The following is a 21,136-nucleotide window of genomic DNA, read 5'->3' on the forward strand; positions in this document are numbered from 1 at the left end:
GGAATTTCATGTCGCGCCGCATCGCCATCCATCCACAATCGCCCCAGAAACGTCTGATCGATCAGGCCGTGGAGGGTCTGAAGGCGGGCCAACTGCTGGTCTATCCGACCGATTCGGGCTACGCCTTCGGCTTTGCACTGGATTCCCGCAACGCGCTGGAGCGGGTCGCCAAGCTGCGTCAGCTCAAGCCGCGGCACAACTTCACCCTGGCCTGCCGCGATCTCAAGCATGTGGGCCAGTACGCCCGCCTGGACGACGCCGCCTTTCGCATGATCCGTTCACACGTGCCTGGCGCCTACACTTTCATCCTTCCGGCCAGTTCTCTGGTACCCAAGCGGGTCGCCACCGAGAAACGCCGCTCCATCGGTGTGCGGGTGCCCGACAACCGGGTCGCTCAGGCCCTGATCGAAGGGCTGGGAGAGCCCATCCTCAGTTCCAGCCTGCTGCTGCCGGACCGGGAGCTGCACGGCATGGAAGTCGACGAGCTTTTCGATGCGTTGGATGCCCATGTGGACCTGTTCATAGACGGTGGCCCCTGCGGTTTTGATCCAACCACGGTGGTCTCACTGATCGATCAACCGTACACGGTCCTGCGCTACGGCAGCGGCCCGGTGGATTGGGAATGAGCGAGCATCCGGTCATCCCCAGCGGCGAAGGCGGTAGCGCCAGGCAGGGAGAAATCCCCTTCGCGCTGGTGCGCGGCGAACCCTTCTACGAGCTGCCCAAGGACCTGTACATCCCGCCGGACGCGCTGGAAGTCATCCTGGAAGCCTTCGAGGGCCCGCTGGATCTGCTGCTGTACCTGATCCGGCGCCAGAATCTCGACATCCTCGACATTCCGATCGCCGCGATCACGCGCCAGTACGTCGGCTACATCGACATGATGCAGGAGCTGCGCTTCGAGCTCGCGGCCGAGTATCTGGTGATGGCCGCCATCCTGGCCGAGATCAAGTCCAGACTCCTGCTGCCCAGGCCCCCGGCTACTGGCGAGGAGGAAGAGGATCCGCGCGCAGAACTGGTACGTCGGCTGCAGGAGTACGAGCGTTTCAAGAAGGCTGCCGAAGATCTCGATGCGCTGCCGCGCATGGAACGCGATACCTGCGCGGTCACCGTGCACGTGCCGGAACGCAAGATCAGCGTGGTACCGCCCGAGGTCGAACTGCGCGAACTGCTGCTGGCATTCCGCGACGTGCTCAACCGGGCCGACCTCTTCGTCAGTCATCAGATCCGCCGCGAACCCCTGTCGGTGCGGGCCAAGATGACCGAATTGCTGGATGCGCTGAACAGCGGCGAGTTCATCGAGTTCACCACCGTCTTCACGCCCGCCGAAGGTCGGCTGGGCGTGGTGGTCTGCTTTCTGGCAATGCTGGAGCTGGGCAAGGCCGGACTGCTGGAAATCGTGCAAGACCGACCGCTGGCACCCATCTACCTCAAATCATTGGCCGCGCGAGACGCTGACTGACATGCCCATTGCCCCTCTCAAGCCGATCATCGAAGCGGCCATTCTGGCTGCCGGTCAGCCGCTGACCATTGCCCAGATCAGCGAACTCTTCGACGAGTCGGAGCGCCCCAGCCATACCGAGGTGGCCCAGGCGCTGGAGTCGCTTGCCGCTGACTGCGCCGAACGCGGGGTGGAACTGGTCGAGGTCGCCAGTGGCTTTCGCTATCAGGTGAAGACCCAGGTCCACGCCCATGTCGCCAGGCTTTGGACCGAGCGTCAGAGCAAGTATTCCCGCGCTCTGCTGGAGACGCTCTCTCTGATTGCCTACCGACAGCCAATCACCCGAGGCGAAATCGAAGCGGTACGCGGCGTGGCGGTCAGCACCAACATCATCAAGACGCTGGAAGAACGCGAGTGGATCCGCGTCATCGGCCATCGCGATGTCCCCGGCCGCCCTGCCCTCTACGGCACTACCCGAGCTTTTCTCGACTATTTCGGCCTGAAGAGTCTGGATCAGCTGCCGACACTGGCAGAAATCCGCGATCTGGATTCGATGGAACCCGAATTGTCCTTTCCCGAGCGCGAAGCCTCCACCGCGACGGAAGTCGAGATGCCGCCGGTTCCGCTTGCCCCTGTTGAAGTTCCGTCCACGGAGACGCGTCAATGAAACGCCGCAATACCCTTTCACTCAAGCGCGGCGCCGATCTGGCGGGTCCCGAGCGTCTGCAGAAGCTGCTGTCCAAGGCCGGACTCGGATCCCGCCGGATGATCGAAGAGCGCATCCTCCGCGGGGAAATCGAGGTCGACGGTCGACCAGCGTCGATCGGCGATTCGCTGGGAGACGGACAGCACATCAAGCTCGATGGTCGCGAATTCGTGGTCCGGGCCGTGACCCACGAGGGTCCGCGCGTACTCGCCTACAACAAGCCCGAGGGCGAAGTCACAACCGTGATCGATCCGGAGGGCAGGCCGACGGTCTTCGATCGCCTGCCGCGCCTCAAGGGCCTGCGCTGGATCGCTGTCGGTCGCCTGGATCTGAACACGGCCGGCTTGTTGCTGTTTACCACCGACGGCGAACTCGCCAATCGATTGATGCATCCTTCTCGCGAAGTTGATCGCGAGTACCTGTGCCGGGTGCACGGCGATGTCGAAGACGCCGCCCTGAAGCAGCTCAAGGCCGGCGTGCAGCTCGAAGACGGCCCCGGCCACTTCGACGAGATCGAGGCCATGGGCGGCGAAGGCAGCAACAAGTGGTTCAAGGTGGTGATGCGCGAAGGCCGCCAGCGCGAAGTGCGACGCCTGTGGGATGCGGTCGGTGCCGAGGTCAGCCGCCTGAAGCGGGTGCGCTACGGCGTCATTGAACTGGGCAAGGATCTCAAGCGCGGCTGGTATCGCGAACTTGAAGCCGAGGAGATCGCGCAGTTGCTGGAATCGGTGGAGATGCCGATGACCACGCGCAACGAACTGCGGGTCATGCCGGTGGAGGTTGCCCGCAAGTTCGAGCGCGGATTGCGCGGCGACAAGCGCCCCGAAGAGCGACCGCGCTGGAAGCGTGAAGCGGATGAAACCGTGGCCGAACGAGGCTCACAGGCGCGCCCGCCACGTGCCGCCGGCGCTGCGCGCGACGGCGAGCAGTTCCGGGCCCGCGGCACTCAGCCGGGACGACGTCCGGCCAGCCAACGCCCCCGCGATCGTGCCGGCACCGGCCCGCGTCCGGCCCATCCAAAACCGAGTCCTGCGGCCGAGGCCCGCGCCGCCGAAGCCGACAATGCCGGACAACGACCGTGGCGCAGCGCTGAAGAGGGCCGCGGCCAGCGCCGCGACGAACGCAGCGCTGGCCCCCGTGGGCCCCGTAGCAGCGCTGCTGCGGAGCTGGCGAGCCTGCGAGAACGCCGTTGCAGCGGACCCGGACGCGGCTCAGCGAAACCAGCGCCGGCAACGCTACGCGTACGCGAGCGCCTGTCGGCTGGCACACGCGGCGAGCGATGGACCGCCGGCAGCGGTGGCAAACAGCGGACGGAAAAGCCCCGAGCGCACGCAGCGCCGGCGAGCGCGACCTATGCCCGCGAGGGCGGTGCCCGCCGTAAACCGGCGGCGCCATGCAGGCCGGGGAGCCAGCACAACGCCGCGCACCGGACCCGCAAACCGGGCACGCGGCGCGGCGAGCTGGCTTCGTGCGGGCGCAGAGGGGCACAGGGCACACGGGGCACAGGGCACGGGGCACAGGCCACAGGGCACAGGGCACGGGCGCAGGGCACAGGGCACCAGGCTTCGTCCCTCGGCGCTGTTGGGTCAGACTTGTCTGGACGCTTTTCGAGACGACGCCAGGGCGTGAACGAAGTCTGGACCCACAGGGTGCCTGCCATTGCGAGCCACGTGTATCGGCCCGACACTGCCACCACGGGCCATGACCACCAGTTGTCTGTAGGAGCGGCCTCGCGTCGCGACCGGCAAACCACGTCCCGCGCGGTCGCGCCGCAAGGGCGCTGCCAGTGAACAAAACCGGCGTTGCGCGGAGGCGCGGAAGGCCAGGGCGCTCAATGGCGATTGCATCTCCGGTTCGCCGCGCCTCGCGTGAGCATCCGTGAAACCTGTGGATCGCTAGGCAGAAAGCCCCGCTGAGACGCGCTGGCAGGCTACCGCTGAGTTCATGGCGTGCTCGGTGTCGGCGGGACGCCGGTAGCCTCCGCCGGCCTTGTCGCAAGTCGTTGATTTTCAGCGGGTCAGGTTGCTGGCGCAGCGCGCGTGACAACGCTGGTTCCACGCCGAGGCGGAAAGACTTCAAGGCGCTGTTAGCGTCACGCATTCTCCGCGCCTCCGGCAGACATCAGCGGAAACTGTGGGATCGCTGCTGGATGGGGCCGGCGAGGCAGCCCCGCTGACGCTGCGCACCGCAGGCTACACGCAAGAATGAGTTCATGGTCGCGTGCTCGGTATCCCGGACGCAGGTAGCCTCCATAACCCATATCGCAAGTTGTTGTTGCTGTTGCTAGGTCAGGTTGCTCGCGCGCTACGTCAGCACCGCTTATTCGCAGGCGCAGAGGCCGCAAAAGGCCAGGGCGCTCGATGGCGATTACACCTCCGCGCTCTCCGCGCCTCCGCGTGAACATCCAGCGAAACTCCTTCCTTTTCCCTTTCGCCTTTGGTCTTTGACTATCCCGCCCCCTGCCCCGTAAATCACGCCGACCTTGACTCTGGACCATGGTCCAGGGTTCACACTAGGGGCCACATCAATCACGGGCCTCATCATGAAGATCGGAGAACTCGCCCGGCGAGCAGACGTCTCCGTCGACACCGTGCGCTATTACGAGCGTGACGGTCTGTTGACCCCGGCAGGGCGCCAGGCCTCGGGCTATCGCGTCTATGGCGACACCGAGCTCAAGCGCATGCGCTTCATCCGGCGCGCCAAGGCACTGGGATTCTCGCTCGACGAGATCCGCGGCCTGCTGGCCCTGAGCACAGATCCGGACGTGGCTGAGGTCAGGCGAGTTGCCGTCGCCAAGATCGCCGATGTCGATGAGCGTCTTGCTGAACTGCAGCGAATTCGGGCGGGACTGAGCCGGCTCGTGACGGCCTGCCCCGGACACGGCCAGGCCGAGGCCTGCCCGATACTCAACGCCCTCAACGACGAGGCCCCGACATGAACGCCGGGCACACACAGCCGCATTCTGGCAGCGCTTCCTGCTGCAGCCATGGCGCCGGGCGCGCCAAGGTTGATCCGGTCTGCGGCATGTCGGTCGCTGCCGACGCGCCCCATCAGGCCATGCACGACGGTCAGGACTACCGCTTCTGCTGTGCCGGTTGCCGCAACAAGTTCCTTGCCGAGCCGGCGCGATATCTCAAGGCCGCTGGCAATACGCCAACGCCTGAAACCGCTGTGGCCGGGGCACAGTACACCTGCCCCATGCACCCGGAAATCGTCCGCGATGAACCGGGTGAATGCCCGATCTGCGGCATGGCCCTGGAACCGACGATGCCTGGAGTGGACGAGGCCGAGAACCCGGAGCTGACCGACTTCCGACGGCGCTTCTGGTGGACCCTGCCGCTGTCCGCGACCGTGCTGATGCTGGCAATGTTCGGCCACCAGTTCGATGGGCTCTCGGCGAATACCCGCACCTGGCTGGAATTCGCGCTGTCGGCGCCGGTGGTGCTGTGGGCCGGCCTGCCCTTCTTTCAGCGCTGGCTGCAGTCGCTGCGCAATCGCAATCCGAACATGTGGACGCTGATCGGCACCGGCGTCGGCGCAGCCTTCGGATACAGCGTGGTGGCCACGCTGGCACCCGGACTGTTCCCCGAATCCCTGCATGAACATGGACGGGTCGGTGTCTACTTCGAGGCGGCGGCGGTCATTGTCTCGCTGACCCTGCTGGGCCAGCTGCTGGAGCTGAAGGCACGATCCAGCACCTCGGCCGCCCTCAGGAACTTGCTGGGACTGGCCCCCAGGACCGCGCGGCGGCTGCGCGATGATGGCCGCGAGGAAGACGTCGAACTGGACCAGGTGCGAGTGGGCGACCGCTTGCGGGTGCGCCCGGGCGAGAAGGTCCCGGTCGACGGCAGCGTGCTCGAGGGCCGTTCCAGCGTCGATGAATCGATGCTCACCGGCGAGCCGATGCCGGTCGAAAAGACTGAAGGTGCCAAGGTGATCGGGGCCACGATCAATGGCAATGGCGCGCTGGTGATCAGCGCCGAAAAGATTGGTTCCAACACGGTTCTGGCGCAGATCGTTCAGCTGGTGGCGCAAGCCCAGCGTTCGCGCGCGCCGATGCAGCGCATGGCCGACAAGGTGAGTTTCTGGTTTGTGCTGGTGGTGCTGGCCATAGCCTTCGCGACCTTCCTGGTCTGGGGCCTCATAGGTCCGGAACCGTCCTGGACCTATGCCGTGGTCAACGCGGTTTCCGTGCTGATCATCGCCTGTCCCTGTGCGCTGGGACTGGCGACACCCATGTCGATCATGGTCGCCACCGGCCGTGCCGCACAGGTGGGTGTGTTGTTTCGTGACGCCGAAGCCATCGAGCACATGCGCAGCATCGACACCCTGATCGTGGACAAGACTGGCACTCTGACAGTAGGCAAACCGGCGTTCAAAGAGGTGCTGGTTGTCGACGGCATGGGTGCCGACGAAGTGCTGCGCCTGGCTGCCAGTCTGGATCAGGGCAGCGAACACCCTCTGGCGGATGCCGTTGTCGCCGAGGCAAGACGCCGCGGCCTGGTGTTGACCGAAGCGACGGAATTCCAGTCTGTGTCTGGCTTTGGTGTGCGCGGCGCGGTGGACGATCGGGAACTGGCGCTGGGCAATGATGCGCTGATGGCCGATATCGGCGCCGATATCAGCAGTCTCGGCCAGGATTCAGAACGCCTGCGCAGGGAAGGTGCCAGCGTGATGTTTCTGGCGATCGACGGCCGAGCCGCGGGACTGCTGGCGGTCGCCGACCCGATCAAGGAAAGCACACCCGCTGCCATCAAGGCACTCAAGGCCGCCGGACTGCGCATGGTCATGGCCACCGGCGACAGCAAGACCACGGCCGCGACAGTGGGCCGACAACTCGACATGGACGAGGTTCATGGCGAGCTTCGGCCTGGGGACAAATCCGACCTGGTGGCGACACTGAAAGCCCAGGGTCGACGCGTGGCCATGGCCGGCGACGGCATCAACGATGCCCCCGCGCTGGCCGCGGCGGATGTGGGTATTGCCATGGGCTCGGGCACCGATGTGGCCATGTCCAGCGCTCAGGTGACCCTGGTCAAGGGCGATCTGAGTGGCATTCTGCGGGCGCGCGAGATCTCCGAAGCGACCGTCGCCAACATGAAACAGAATCTCGCCTTCGCCTTTGCCTACAACGCATTGGGCGTGCCCCTGGCCGCCGGCGTGCTCTACCCGGTATTCGGCTGGTTGCTGAGTCCGATGGTTGCAGCCCTGGCGATGAGCCTTTCCTCGGTTTCAGTTGTAAGCAACGCCTTGAGAATCCGGCGATGAAGGACCCTCAGAACGCAACAAGCCGGTCGGAGAGCCGACCGGCTTGTGCGCTCTTCAGCCTCGCTCGGGCGCAGACGAAGATCAGTCGTCCAGATCCAGCGCGCCGCGGGTCTTGTCGCGACGGCGGCTTTCCTTGGCGTCATACTCGGACATGCAGCGACTGGTCTGCTTGACCATCACGCATTCCAGGTAGTCAGTGATCTCGACCAGCGCGGCGCGAATGGCCTTGCCGGCAGGGGTCTTGTTCTCGCTGGCGAGATTGCCGCCAAAGCCGCCGCGGTACAGACCGATGCTCATGCCGCCGCCCTTGCTGGTGCCCTCGATGGTGCGGGCAAAATCGATCTCGCCGGTTTCCGCATTGATGACCCGCAGATCCACGGCCAGATAGGCTTTCTCGCTCTTGCCGCCCAGCGATACGCCGCCGAAGCTGATACCGCCACCGGTGCTGGCAGTCTCTTCTTCGTAGGCCGTCACCGTGCCCGTGATCAGGTACTGGGCGCCGGTCAACTGACCGATCTGGGCGCCGGTGCCGGCCTTGACCCGACCGGAAGCGGCCAGATTCTGCTCTTCCAACACCGACTGAATCTGTGCCCGCTCCAGCACCTTGAAGGCGCCGCTGGCACTGAGTTCATTGCTGAGCATGCCGGCCAGTTCCCAGCCCACGCCTCCGCGCCACCAACCGGCGCCGGATTGATTCTCGAATTCCGTCACGGCAACCACCGGCTTGTCGCCTCGGGCCGCAGCCAGATTGGGTGCCAGGGCGAAAGCGCCCGCCATTGCCAGACCACACCACCAGATTGCTCGCATCGACATGTCCTCAGGGCTGTACCGCCGTACCGGCGTAGACGTCAGATTGTGAATACCGCGCGCAATGCTGGCACAAGTCCAGCTCGGCGCGACGATGTGTACACAGATTCCCTAGTGTAAACGCAAGAAAGCCAGAATCAGGGACATCAGGCCATTCGAGCCGTCCGCCGCCCATCACCGCGACGCTTCGCCCCGGCTCGGTCCAGATCCTCGACCTCCCCGGGCGCCATCATCAGCGCCCGGTCCCATTCGGGTACCGGACCGGCTTCGCGCCAGGATTGGGCGGCGTAATCCAGCTCCAGCAGATGTTCCAGCCACTTGTTGGCGAAACTGTTCATGCGCCTGCGGTACTGTGCGATCAGCCGCGCAGGGGTATCCGGCGCAAACAGGCGGACCCGATGGGCGTCAAATCGACAGTGAGTGACTTCGGCCTGCAGCGCATCGTGATAGACCCGCCAATAGGATTCCGGGTCTTCGGCGGGCGTCGATTGCTCAAAGCGCAGGCTCAACCGCAACAGCGTCGTGTAGGGCTGCTGCTCGAGAATGTCGAGCACCAGGGCCGGCCTGCCATCGGGCTGATTCAGATAACGGCCCGGCAACAGTCGGCGGCTGTCCACCAGCTTGCGCAAGCGTTCGAAGTTGTCGCTGTAGAGGCCAAGCAGCCATTCGAAGGCGTTGGGTAGAGCTTTGGTCATGGTCATCGTCTGGCGGTGCCTGTGTCGCTGTGGGCCGCCAGCAGCAGAGCTGCGGCGGGTGCCTTGGTGATCAGCACCCGCCGCCTGCGCCGCCTCAGGCGTCGCGAGGCAGGAAGAAGAACTCACTGCCTTCGTGACCGGCGTGCCGCAACGCCGAGTACTGAGGGCGCTGCGGCAGCCGGGCGACAGCGGAGCGCTGACCAACCAGTTCCGAGACCTCCTCGTATAGGCGATAGCCCTCGTTGAGTCCATCGGCCTGTTTCAGGGCAGTCAGGAAAGCCGTGGCAAACACCGAGTGCCCGCTACCGTCGTCATCCAGCACCGGCTGCAGCCCGCCCGAGGTAATGACCGTTCGTGCCTTTACCCGGGAGATGAACAGCAGATCCTCTTCCTTGGCGTCCAGCGGGATCGGTCGGATCGCATTACCGGACATGGTGCCGGAATAGCAGGAATCGGCAACCACCATGACGTGCTTGGCCTCAGAGGCCCCCAGATAATCATTGATCTGGTCATTGCCGATCCAGGTGGCCGGATCGTCGGTGCGACCGTCCACCGGTATCCAGTAGCCATTGCCCTTGTCGTCGATCTGGCCATGGCCGGCGTAGTAGATCAGAAGGTTGTCATTCTTTTTCATCCCCATGGTCATTTCGGCGAGCTTGGTGATGATCACCTGACGCCCGACATTGGTCAGCTTGGTGACCTTGAAACCGTAATGAGATTGCAGTTGCTCGGCGATGGCATCGGCATCGGCAACGGCCGTCGACAGGGCCGGGAAAGAACTATAGGCGTCGTTGCCGATCACCAGCGCATGGAAGGTGCCGAGATCCTGACGCATGCGCCGCTGGAACAACTTGCTGGTCACACGCTTGGCTGCGGCCGCGCCGCCGCGATCACGGGTGATGAGAAAGCTCTCGACTGCGCTCAAGCCGTCATTTGTGATTGCCTGGATCTCCACGGGCGTGTCGCCGGCCACCAGGTCAAGGTCGATCTGGAACAGGCCATCGGAGTCAACCTTGTCGCGGTAATCGCGATCATTGACTTTGAGCGCCTTCAGGCTGCTGGCCGGATAGACCCTGCCAACCACCTGGTAGGTGGGCACCGCCGCCAGCAAAGGCGCGGCCAGCACGCCACTGCGGGTAGCGACCAGCTTGGGCGCAATCACCTGGATCTTCGGTGATGTGCCCTCGGGTGCCGGGCCACGCAGATTGGGATCAACACCCAGCGCGGTATAGAGCTTGTCGGCCTCGGCATGCGATGACGCGACTGCCTGCTCCTGAGCCGCAATCTGCTGTTCCAGCTCGGCAATGCGCTGACTGGCGCGCTGGGCACGGGCACGATCGGCGCTCGCCGCGGCCAGCTCCGCCTTGGCTGAACTCAGCTGATTGCGCGACTGACCCAGTTCCGTTTCGAGCTGACCGAGATCGGCGCGGGTCTGTTCCAGCTGCGCACGCAGGCGGCTGACTTCGCCACGCAGTTGCTCGGTTTCTTCAGCCGCGGCGCGCCTGCGGGCATTCTCTTCTTCGGTGACCAGCTCCAGGTTGCCGCTGCTGAGACCGGAGGCCTTGCGGTACCAGTTCATCGCCATCGTCAGATCCTGGGGCACGCCCTTGCCAGCCTCATACAGGCTGCCCAGATTGATCATGGCCGAGGAACTGCCTTTCTCGGCCGCTTGCCGGTACCACTCGACGGCAGTGGCGTAGTCAGGGGTGACACCCAGGCCTTTCTCGTAAATCTCGCCCAGATAGTTCATGGCTTCCACATCACCCTGCTTGGCGGCGGGCAGCCAGACCTTGAGCGCGGTGGCGTAGTTCGCTCGATCGTAAGCCACGTATTCGCCGCCACGGATGGCGCAATCCTTGGCCGTGGTGCGGATTGGGCGCCTGGCCGACAGATAGGTGAAGTTGCCACCCAGTTGGCGTACTTGCCCCGGCAACAGACAGTCGACGATGTACAGATCCTCGACGTTGACACCGCCCTTGGGAACTTCGGTCTTCTTGGCCAGCACGCTGGCACTGCCCAGCAGGCCGATCACCAGCGCACTGCCCAGAATCAGGGCGAGTCGCCCGCTTGTGCTCGTGCCCGGCAGCGCCGGCTTGGCGGCAGCGACTCCCGGCTTCGTGATTGTGTCTTGTTTCGGCATGGTATAGATCCTCCTCTGCCGTAGTTAGAACTCGAAACGGGCGCCCAGGTTCACCGTCGAGCGACTCAATCCATCCACGCCGACGCTCTCGCGCCATTGCAGATAGGCCTGTTTGCCATTGGCCAGCACATAGACCAGCCCGATGCCCACGCTACCGTAGCTCTTGTCGGGCTCCTCCGGTGACAGGCTGAAGAATTCACCCGGATCGCCACTGACGAAACTGGCATCAATGACGGTGTCGTTGTTTCGGCTTTCATGATTCCAGATCAGATCGAACTGCGGCGTCAGCACCCCGTTCGACAGACTGATCACACGATTGACCTGTATGCCGGCACCAAGTACCAGCGAACTGACCGTCTGGTCGCCGTAGCGCACCGCAAAATCACTGCCGCGCTCGCTGAAACCGTCGACCGTGCTGCGCATGTAACGCACGAAACCGTTCGGCGTGAAGGTCCACGCACCCCGCGTGAAGTGATGCCCCAGACTGGTCGCCAGCGTCAGTTGATTGGCCTGGGTGTCGCTGGTCAGCGTTTCGTCCAGCGTGAAACCGGTGAGGTTGACCCGCAGGCGCCGCGTCTGGTCAAGGTTAACCCGACCGTAGCTCAAGCGGGTATCGAGATAGGTCAGGTCGTTCAGGTAGTAGGCACTGTAGCCGCTCAGCGTCAGCGCACGGGTCTCCAGCTTGCCATCATCGGTGAGGGCCGAATTGAACTTGTCGAAGCCCACAGCCGCGCCCATCACCCAGCGCGCACTGCGCCGGTAGTCCACGCCGGCGGTCACACCAATGGAGTCAAAGTCCAGCACTACCTCTCGGTTGCTGCCATTGACGTTCTGATCGCCGCGACTGATGGTTCCGTTCACGAAGAAACCCCACGGACTGATGAGGTCGCCGGGGCCACCGATCTCCGGTTCGTCGGCATTCTGGAACAGACTCTGCAGCAGGGCGATGGGAATGGACTGGGTGCCGTTGATGACGTTGAGCCCACCCAGATTGACGCCGGTACCGCCACCGCTGTGCAACTGGCTCAAGCGGGCATCAAGATTGAATGACTGCGTATTCGAGAGCTGGTTCAGGGACGCGTGCTGGGACAACACTTCTTCTGGATAGAGCGCGCGCAGGGCACTGCTGACCTCTGCATTGTTGCCGTTGGCGGCATCCTGGAACAAGGCGTCACAAAGGGCCGACACCTGCCCTGTGGAGCCGTCGCAAAGGTCGACGACTGGATTGACCGCATCACTTGCCAGCGTATCTCCCAGCGTGGTCTGCATCAGCGAATCACTCGCCTCGGAGCCTTCCGGCGGCAGCACCTCGGTGCTCAGCAAGGAGCGGTTGTTGCCAAGTACCGGATCCGCCGTGGTGGCTGACACTGACACCTCGTTGCTGAGCGTCGCCCGCTCATTGGGGGCATCGACGGTCACGGTCAGCTGCAGTTGTTGACCAGAGGACAGCGGTGCGCTGGCCCGACAGAGCACCGTGCCCGCACCCGTGCAGGTCAAACCCGCCCCGGAAGCCGAGATCAGCGTGGTGCCTACCGGCAGGATCTCGGTGATCAGCACTTCCTGCGCCGCGGCGGGCCCCAGATTGCTGACCGTCACGCTGTAGCTGTAGCGCTGGGCAAAGGCGAGCGGATCGTCACTGACCGTCTGACTGATGCCGAGATCCGCCGATTCAGGCGGTGGTGGCGTCTGCGTCACGGTGATCTGGGCGACTGCGGAATTGTCGGCCGGATTGGGGTCCGTCAATGCCGAATTCACATCAAGCAGCGCCTGCACCGAAGCGCTGGCCGCGACCCCAAGCTGAGCGCGCAGATTGAGGGCCGCACTGGCGCCCGCTGCCAGTGAGGTCAGCCGGCAGTCCACGCCACCGCCCGCCGGCACACAGGAGAAGCCGCCGCCCGATCCACTCTGAATGGTGAAGTCTCCGTTGCTGCGCGCGCGTACCAGAACATTGGCGGCTGCGGACGGCCCCAGATTGAGCACGTCGGCAGCCAGATCGACGATGTCACCCGCCGCGGCCGACGCAGGACCGGACAGACTCAGACTGAGATCCGCAGCATTTGGCTGTACGCCGACAATCTGGGTGCTTTCCTGGGCGCTGTTGTTGGCGCTGACCGGATCGGCCTCGGACGCGGAAACGGTAGCGCTGTTGCTGGCCGTACCGGCCCCGTCGGCGCGCACCCTCAAGCTCAGCAGCGACTCTGCACCCGGCGCCAGCGGTTCCGCCAGAGTACATTCGGACGTTCCCACCAAGGGACAGGTCCAGCCCGGTGAACTGCTGCCCAGCACCGCGAGGTTCAACGAGGGGCTGTTGACCACGCGTATGCCGCTGGCCGTACCCGGCCCCAGATTTCGCACCCGGATCAGATAGTTGAACGGCGTGCCAGCGGTTGCCGGATCGGCGCTGTCACTCATCTCCAGGGCCAGGTCGGCACTGCCGGGCGGCGGCGTGTTGGTAACCGTAACCGTCGCATTGGACGCCTGTGGTGCCAGCCCCAGCGCCTGCAGCTGCGCGCGATTGACGAAACTACCGGCGCTGGTCGGCAGCGTTTCCAGCACGATGGTGCTGCTGGCACCGGCCGCAAGTGAGGGCCGGCGGCAGTCCACGCGCCCGGCATTGAAAGTGCAGGTCCAGCCATCACTACTGGCGGTCACGAAATCAAATCCCGACGGCAAATCATCCAGCACCACCAGACCCAGTGCCTCGCTCTGGCCAGCGTTGCTCACGGTCAGGTCGAACACGGCCATCTGCCCCAACACGACCGAAGCGCTCCGCGCCTGTTTGCTGAAGCTCAGTGATTGCGACTGCGTGATCGTCGTCGCCTGCGAGGCCGAGCTTCCAAGCGTGTTCTGCAGGCTGCTGGCCTGGGCAGTGTTGGTCACGGTGCCCGTCGCGTTGCCGCGCACGCGCAGACTCACACTGGCGCTGGCTCCGGGCGCCAGGGGCCCCGGATTGCTGCAATTGACCACGACCGGAACGCCAGTGCTGGCGGTGCAGTTCCAACCTGCGCCGACAAAGCTCAGATAGCTGAGATCCGCAGGCAAGGTATCAATGATGGTCAGACCGGTCTGGCTGATGTTTCCGGCGTTGCTGACGCTCAGCAGATAGTCGTAGGGGATGCCCACGGCCACCGGATCGATACTGTCGGTCTTGGTCAGATTCAGCGTCGTCACGGCGGCAGTGACCGTGATCGGCAGCAATGCCGAGTTGTTGGACGTCACGGCGTCGAAGTTGTCGGAGCTGATCGAGCCCTGCTGACTGAAAGGCCCGCCGGCCGAGGCAGGCGCGCTCAGCGTCAGGCTTGCCGCAGTGCTGCTGCCCGTCGGCATGGTGGCGCGTTGGCAGCTCACCGACTGTCCGGAGGCCAGACACGACCACCCTGCCCCACCACTGACCACGCCGACGCCGAAGCCTGGCGAAACGATCGCGGTCGCAGTGACATTGGCGGCCAGATCCGGCCCCAGATTGGTGGCCACCAGATCCAGGGTGAAGGAGCTGCCGGCGACTACCGGAGAAACGGCATTCAGTTGCACGGCCAGGTCGGAGCTGCCGCGGATCGAAGCCGTCGCCGAAGCTTGATTGTTGGCCGACACCGGATCGGGTTCGGCGCCGCTGACCGTCGCCGTATTGGAAACCGAGCTACCGCCTGCCGGTACCGCGCTGTCATAGACCACCTGCAGATCCAGCGGCGCACTGCTCTGACCTGCAGCCAGAGTCGGCGCATAGCTGCAATTGACATTGCCACTGCAGTTCCAGCCGGCACCGCTGAAGCCCTGCAGCACCAGACCTGCGGGCAGGGGATCGCTGATCTGGATGCCGCTGCCGGTCTGGGTGCTGTTGATCGCGTTGCTGACGATCAGACGGAAGACAAAGGGCACATTGCGCGGAATCGGCTGGGCGCCCACTACAACCTTGCTCAAGGACAGGTCAACCAGGCCCGGACTGGCAGCCGTGACCGCGATGGCGGCGTTGGCGGTCGCCGGGGTCGGGTCATTGGCCGAGGAACTGGCCGTCAATCCCAGAGTGGCGCTTCCGGTCCCAGGTCCAGCGACACCGTTGATGACGATCGGCGCCGCATTCAAGCCGCTGGCCAAGGTGCCGGCAGGTGCTCCACCCTGATAGAGACAGCTGATGGAGCCGGCCGAGTGCGTGCAGTTCCAGGAGGTCGATACGCTGAAGTTGCTGAACACCACGGCCCCGCTGAGCGTGCCGCTGACCTGAAGTGATGGAGCCGCTCCCGGCCCTGCGTTGCTGACGTTCGCCGTGAAACTGATCGGGGTGCCGACTTCCACCGATGTCGCACTACTCGCAAGACTCAGGTTCAGATCGGCATTGCTGTTCACCACCTGGGTGTTCTGGGTGATGTTGGTGTTGTTGGCTGGATCGAAATCCGGATCCAGCGAGGAAGCGGTCACGGCGACCTGCACGGTTTGCGCGGTGGGCGGCGCGGTAAAGCGCAGCCGCAGCAAAGGGGCAGTGCCTGATACGGCAATGCTTCCGGAATCGAGGGTGCAACTGATGACCGTGGAGCTGAAGCAGGTCCAGCCGGGTGTCGCCAGCGTCACTGGCGTCAAGGCGCCTGAATAGAACACCGACACATCGACCATGGTCGCAGCGATGGTGCCGATGTTGCCGACGCTGATGTCGTAATCGACCGTCTGACCGACAAATACTGGATCAGGGGCGTCAGTGACACTGACGGTCAGATCCGGAAAGGATCCTCGAACCGCGTTGCCGATGGCTGCGTCCGCCATCGCGCCGGATTGAGCAAAAGCACCCATCGGTGCGGCGAGGCATAGCGCTAGCAAGGCGCCAAGGGCCAAGGGCAAGGTCCATCGACGCGGTCTCGTCGCCCGCAAGCATCCATCTCGATTCACGAAGTTCCCCCACCACCATCTGTGTCTGAGCTGCATTTCACGCTGATTGCGTTGCGGTAGCAAGCGCATGAGGTCAATTTCCGCATCAGATACCGAACAAACGGACAATCTGGCCCGTTCGGGACACTCGCAATCGGCAATTTCTGCGAGTGCCGAAGCCGAGAGACAGGATGCGGGCAGACCGCGCAAATCGGTCTTGGTGAACCCCCCGGGACATGGCCGAAACCCTACAATGCCGACCCTGGAAGTCCCCAGAATTGCTGCCCGGAGTCATGCCATGTCCATGCTCGCCCCTGATTGCCACCACCCAGCACTTCAGACACCCGGGGAGTGTTGGAAGCCATGGCCACGGCTGCTCTGGGCGGCATCGCTTCTGCTCCTGGTGGCGTGCGGGCGCGCGCCCGAGGCGCCGTCGGCACCCACGAGCGACACGGCGATCGAAGCACCCAGCGGCTTTGCCGTTGCCGCGGTCAACGGCGAAGCCAGCGACGGTCGCCCGGCGCTGACCGTGCGTTTCACCCGGCCGCTGGCGCAGGCCCAGGATCTGGGGCAGTTCCTGAAGGTCACCGACAGCGAAGGCAAGGCCGTGGACGGCGCCTGGATCACCGACGACGGCGAGCGCATCGCCCGTTTTCCGCACGTCAAGGCGCAACAAGAATTTACGGTTGAAGTGCTGCCGGGCGTGGTGGCCGCCGATGGCAGCACCCTGACCGAAGGGCTTACGCGCAAGGTGCAGTCGGTCGATCTGCCGCCCGCCGCGGGCTTTGCCAGCCAGGGCAGCATCCTGCCCAGCATCGGCACTGATGGACTTCCGATCGTCAGCGTCAACATCAACGAGGTCGATGTCGAGTTCTTCAAGGTGCGCGCCGAGAGCTTGCCGCGCTTTCTCAGTGAGTTTCAGGGCGGCGGTCGACGCGGCTACTGGGATCTTGATCAACTGAAGCGGATTGCCGACAGCGTCTATCTGAATCGCTTCGTCATCAATGCCAGCGCCAACGAGCGCAAGGTCTCGCACCTGCCGGTACACCAGATCGCCGAACTGGAAGCGCCCGGGGTCTACTTCGCGGTGCTCAAGCAGAGCGGCCAGTTCGACAGTCAGTTCCAGACCACCTACTTCGTGCGCAGCGACATCGGCATCCACAGCCGTGTCCATGGTGACAAGCTGTGGGTGGCGACACGCTCGCTGGCCGATGGCGAGGCGCTCAGCGGCGTCGAGGTGTCGATCCTGGATGCCAACGGTGCGGTGGTCGTCAAGGGCGTCAGTGACGGCGACGGCATGCTCGAGCTGAACTACCGGATCAATACCCGTCATGTGCTGGTCGGCCATCGTGGCGAGCAGATGTCCATGCTGGGTTTCAATCAGCCGGCGCTGGATCTGTCGGATTTTGATGTCGCCGGTAACACTGCCGCCGAACTCAGCGTGTTCCTGTGGTCGGGCCGTGACCTCTATCGCCCGGGCGAAACGCTGCGGGTCTCGGCACTGCTGCGCGACTACGACGGTCGACCCATCCAGGGCGAACAGCCCTTGTTTGCGACCCTGCGCCAGCCGGATGGTCGCCCCTACGCCAGCAGCCAGTTGCTGGCCGCCAAGGGCGGCTATTACGCCTACGAGAAAGCCATGACCAGCGATGCGCCCACCGGGCGCTGGCGACTGGACGTGAGTCCGGATCCCGCCGGCGAGCGCGCGGTCTACGGCTACAACCTGCGCATCGAGGAATTTCTTCCCGAGCGCATGAAGCTCAATCTGGACAGCACCCAGACGGCGCTGAAACCTGGCGACGCGCTCGAATTCAGCGTGGAAGGCGCTTACCTCTACGGCGCCCCGGCGGCGGGCAATCGCTTCACCGGCAAGCTCAGTTATGCAGTCGACACCCATCCGGTCGAAGGGCTGAAGGGCTATGTGTTCGGCGACCCGGTCAATCCGCCCAACCAGGAACCGGTGGACGCGGTCGACACCGCGCTGGATGCCGCGGGCGAATTGCAGCAATCGCTGGAGCTGCAACCGGGCACGGTGGCCGGGCCGATTGCGGTCACCCTGTTCGGCAGCCTGTACGAGAGTGGCGGGCGCCCGGTGTCGCGCATCCTCAAGCGCACCCTGTGGCCGGCGCCGCAACTGGTCGCGGTGCGGCCACTGTTCGATCCGGAGAACCTCTCTGGTGGTCAGGAGGCCCGCTTTGAAGTGCTCAAGGTCGACGCCCAGGGCCAGCGGGTGGCAGCCAGCGGCCTGCAGGCGCGTCTGATCCGCGAGGATCGTGACTACAACTGGACCTACGACAACGCGCTCGGCTGGCGGGTCGATTTCACCCAGCGCTTCGTCGAAGTGGAACAGCGCAGTCTGGATCTGCCCGGCGAAAGTCCGGGCAGCATCGGCTTCAATGTCCAATGGGGACCCTATCGCCTGGAGATCACCGATCCGGCCACCGGCCTGATCACCCGCTACCCGTTCACCGCCGGCTGGAGTTATGACGACGACAACCGTGGCGTCGATGCCCGCCCGGACAAGGTCAAGCTGGCGCTGGACAAGAGCAGCTACCGCGCCGGTGATCGACTGACTCTGACGGTCACCCCGCCGCACGACGGCCCGGGACTGCTGCTGGTCGAGAGCGATCAACTGATCCAGAGCCAGAGCTTCAATGCGCGCGCCGGCGTTGAGCTCAAGCTTGAGGTCGCCCCGACCTGGGAGCGCCACGACGTCTACATCACCGCGCTGGTGTTCCGGCCCGGCACGGCCGCTGACAAGATCACGCCCTCGCGCGCCGTCGGCATTGTCCATGTGCCCATAGACCGCAGCGATCGCAGCATCGCAGTGGCGGTGTCGGCGCCCGAGCGCATCCGCCCGCAGGAAGCGCTGAAGGTCTCGGTGTCGGCGCCGGATCTGGCCGGACAGGACGCCTTCGTGACGGTTTCGGCAGTCGATCAGGGCATCCTCAACATCACCCGTTTCGAAGTGCCCGACGCGGTCAAGTTCTTCTTCGGCAAACGCCGCTACGCGGTCGAGGCCTACGACCTCTACGGACGCATCATCGAGGCGCTGGCCGGTGAGCGGGCCCGCCTCAAGTTCGGTGGCGACATGGCCGTGCCGGGACTGCCGCAAGCGCGTCGACCCACAGCCAAGGTGCTGACGGTTGATCTCTACAGCGGGCCGATCGCGCTGGATGCCGCCGGCAAGGCCGAGATCAGCCTGCCGGTGCCGGACTTCAACGGCGCGCTCAGGGTCTCGGCCCTGGCTTTCGGCAAGGATCGCTACGGTTCGGCCTCGACCGAGACGCTGGTGCGCGCACCGGTGGTCGCCGAGGTCAGCACACCTCGGGTCATGGCACCAGGCGATCGCGCAGTGCTGACGCTGGACCTGCAGAATCTGTCCGGCGCCACCCAGACTCTGGACGTGCAGTTCGAAGCGGACTCACCGATTGCCATCGATGACGCCAGCCGCCGAGTCAGCCTTGCCGACAATGCGCGCACCACCCTGCGATTCCCGCTGCGGGCACTGGGCGATATCGGTGTCGGCAAGTTCCGGCTGCAGGTCCGCGGCGGCGCCATCGGTCTCGACCGCGATTGGGAAATCGCGGTGCGTTCGCCCTACGCGCCGGAACGGCGCAGCCGCGTCGAGCAACTCACCGGACCGGGCAGCGTCGATCTGGGTGTGTCCACGCAGGGCCTGCTGCCGGCCAGCGTGCGCTCGCGCGCCAGCGTGTCCACGCGGGTGCCCCTGCCGATCGGGCGCCTGATCGGCGAACTGATGGAATACCCCTATGGCTGCATCGAGCAGACCACCAGCAAGGGCTATCCCTACGTGTTGCTGGACGAGGCCGGCAGCAAGGCGCTGGGTATCGCCAGTCTCGATCCCGAGAAGCGCCGGACCAACGTCCAGTACGCGATCGACCGCATCGCGTCGATGCAGCTGGACAACGGCCACTTCAGCTTCTGGCCGGGCAGCAGCGACTACTCCGATCCCCTGATGACACCCTATGTGGTCGAGTTCCTGCAGGATGCGGCAGCTGCCGGATTCACGGTGCCTGCCCGGGTATTGCAGAAGTCGCTGGAGCGCTTGCGCGAAGATCTGCTGAGCGGTGGCGTGGTCGCCTGGGAGCGGGTCTGGGGCGATCCCGCCAACCATGTGCGACTGGCCTTCAATGCCCATGCCGCACTGGTGCTGGCGCGGGTCAACCAGGCACCCTTGGGCACGCTGCGCAACATCTACGACAACAATCGCAACGAGGCCCGAGGCCCGGTGCCGCTGATGCGGCTGGCAGTAGCCCTGAAGATGTCGGGCGACCAGGAGCGCGCCGCAGCCGCCGCAAAGCTGGCCTTGGGCAAACGCTACGCCCGGAACAATGACTACTGGGGCGATTACTACACCGCACTCGGCGACCGTGCCGAGGCCCTGGCGCTGGCCGTGACCCACGGCTTCCTGGCCGATGATCAAGGCGCACGCCTGCTCAAGCTGGGTCAGGAAGCTCAGGCCAGCCGCTGGATCGGCACCCACGACGCCCTGGCCCTGCTGAAGCTCGGCAAGGCCTTGTCGGGCAGTGGCGGCAGCCTGTCCGGCCAGCTGCTGATCGGCGGCATCGCCGAGGGCTTCGCCAGTGCCGGCTGGTTCACCCGCGACCTGGTGATCGAAGACCTGCGCGCCGGCGCCTCGCTGCAGATCGACAGCAAGAGTCGCTACTATCTGGTGCAGGACACCGTCGGCATCCCCGAAAACCCGCCGGCGGCGAGCAGCAACGGCGTCCGCATCCAGAGCCAGTGGTATCGCCATGATGGCAGCGTCTTCACCGGCGACACCCTCAAGGAAGGCGAAGGCCTGGTCGTGCACATCAAGGTGCAGGCCAGCGAGCGCATGCCCGACACGCTGGTGGAAGCGCCGCTCCCTGGCGGTCTGGAAATCGAGAATCTCAACCTGATGGACAGCAAGCAACTGGCCGATCTGGTCATCGAGGGCACGAATCTGGACGAATGGCGCAGCTACTCGGCCAATGTACGCTTCCAGGAGTATCGCGAAGACCGATTTGTCGCCGCAGTGTCGCTGGAACAAGGCGGAGAGGTCGATCTCTATTACCTGGTCCGCGCGGTATCGCCCGGCGAATACCTGATTCCAGCGCCCTACGTTGAAGACATGTACCGCCCGGAGCTGCGTGCCCAGGGTGCGCCATCCACAATCCGGCTGAAGGTGGTGGCGCCGACGGCGAACACGCCATGAGCTG

General features: G+C 64.6%; 10 protein-coding genes and 1 pseudogene. 7 read left to right on the forward strand and 4 right to left on the reverse strand.

What is annotated here, in order from left to right; all coding sequences use genetic code 11:
• Window positions 1–8 precede the first annotated feature (8 nt).
• From H7A19_08655 to H7A19_08680, 6 genes and pseudogenes are all read left to right on the forward strand, one after another.
• Window positions 9–626 carry a threonylcarbamoyl-AMP synthase gene (locus tag H7A19_08655; GenBank protein MCP5474897.1) on the forward strand — a complete coding sequence of 206 codons (618 nt, stop codon included), beginning with the start codon at window positions 9–11 and terminating at the stop codon, window positions 624–626.
• Window positions 623–1,462, forward strand: a complete 840-nt coding sequence (locus H7A19_08660; GenBank protein ID MCP5474898.1) for a segregation/condensation protein A — start codon at window positions 623–625, stop codon at window positions 1,460–1,462. The genes H7A19_08655 and H7A19_08660 overlap by 4 nt, the downstream gene beginning before the upstream one ends.
• 1 nt (window position 1,463) lies before the next feature.
• Window positions 1,464–2,108: an SMC-Scp complex subunit ScpB gene (scpB, locus tag H7A19_08665; protein ID MCP5474899.1), complete on the forward strand. Its 645-nt coding sequence runs from the start codon at window positions 1,464–1,466 to the stop codon at window positions 2,106–2,108.
• Window positions 2,105–2,857, forward strand: a pseudogene (locus H7A19_08670) (pseudouridine synthase). The gene scpB and the pseudogene H7A19_08670 overlap by 4 nt, the downstream one beginning before the upstream one ends.
• Before the next feature lie 1,832 nt (window positions 2,858–4,689).
• Complete coding sequence (locus H7A19_08675) at window positions 4,690–5,085, forward strand: heavy metal-responsive transcriptional regulator (protein MCP5474900.1); 396 nt, start codon at window positions 4,690–4,692, stop codon at window positions 5,083–5,085.
• Window positions 5,082–7,415: a heavy metal translocating P-type ATPase gene (locus H7A19_08680; GenBank protein ID MCP5474901.1), complete on the forward strand. Its 2,334-nt coding sequence runs from the start codon at window positions 5,082–5,084 to the stop codon at window positions 7,413–7,415. The genes H7A19_08675 and H7A19_08680 overlap by 4 nt, the downstream gene beginning before the upstream one ends.
• An 81-nt stretch (window positions 7,416–7,496) precedes the next feature.
• On the opposite strand, the gene H7A19_08685 is transcribed toward H7A19_08680, so the two are convergent.
• The 4 genes from H7A19_08685 to H7A19_08700 all read right to left on the reverse strand — a co-directional run bounded on the left by H7A19_08685 (window position 7,497) and on the right by H7A19_08700 (window position 15,809).
• Window positions 7,497–8,222: a CsgG/HfaB family protein gene (locus tag H7A19_08685; GenBank protein MCP5474902.1), complete on the reverse strand. Its 726-nt coding sequence runs from the start codon at window positions 8,220–8,222 to the stop codon at window positions 7,497–7,499.
• 146 nt (window positions 8,223–8,368) lie between these two features.
• On the reverse strand, window positions 8,369–8,917 hold the full coding sequence (locus H7A19_08690; GenBank protein MCP5474903.1) for a DUF1249 domain-containing protein: 549 nt from the start codon (window positions 8,915–8,917) through the stop codon (window positions 8,369–8,371).
• Window positions 8,918–9,011: 94 nt separating this feature from the next.
• Window positions 9,012–11,057, reverse strand: a complete 2,046-nt coding sequence (locus H7A19_08695; protein MCP5474904.1) for an SEL1-like repeat protein — start codon at window positions 11,055–11,057, stop codon at window positions 9,012–9,014.
• A 24-nt stretch (window positions 11,058–11,081) separates the two neighbouring features.
• Complete coding sequence (locus H7A19_08700) at window positions 11,082–15,809, reverse strand: autotransporter domain-containing protein (GenBank protein ID MCP5474905.1); 4,728 nt, start codon at window positions 15,807–15,809, stop codon at window positions 11,082–11,084.
• Between the two features lie 400 nt (window positions 15,810–16,209).
• Between H7A19_08700 and H7A19_08705 the strand changes: the two genes are divergently transcribed.
• On the forward strand, window positions 16,210–21,132 hold the full coding sequence (locus H7A19_08705; GenBank protein MCP5474906.1) for an alpha-2-macroglobulin family protein: 4,923 nt from the start codon (window positions 16,210–16,212) through the stop codon (window positions 21,130–21,132).
• The last annotated feature ends 4 nt before the right edge of the window (window positions 21,133–21,136 follow it).

The sequence above is a fragment of the Rhodanobacteraceae bacterium genome (genome assembly GCA_024234055.1).
In the GTDB taxonomy this organism is placed as follows: domain Bacteria; phylum Pseudomonadota; class Gammaproteobacteria; order Xanthomonadales; family SZUA-5; genus JADKFD01.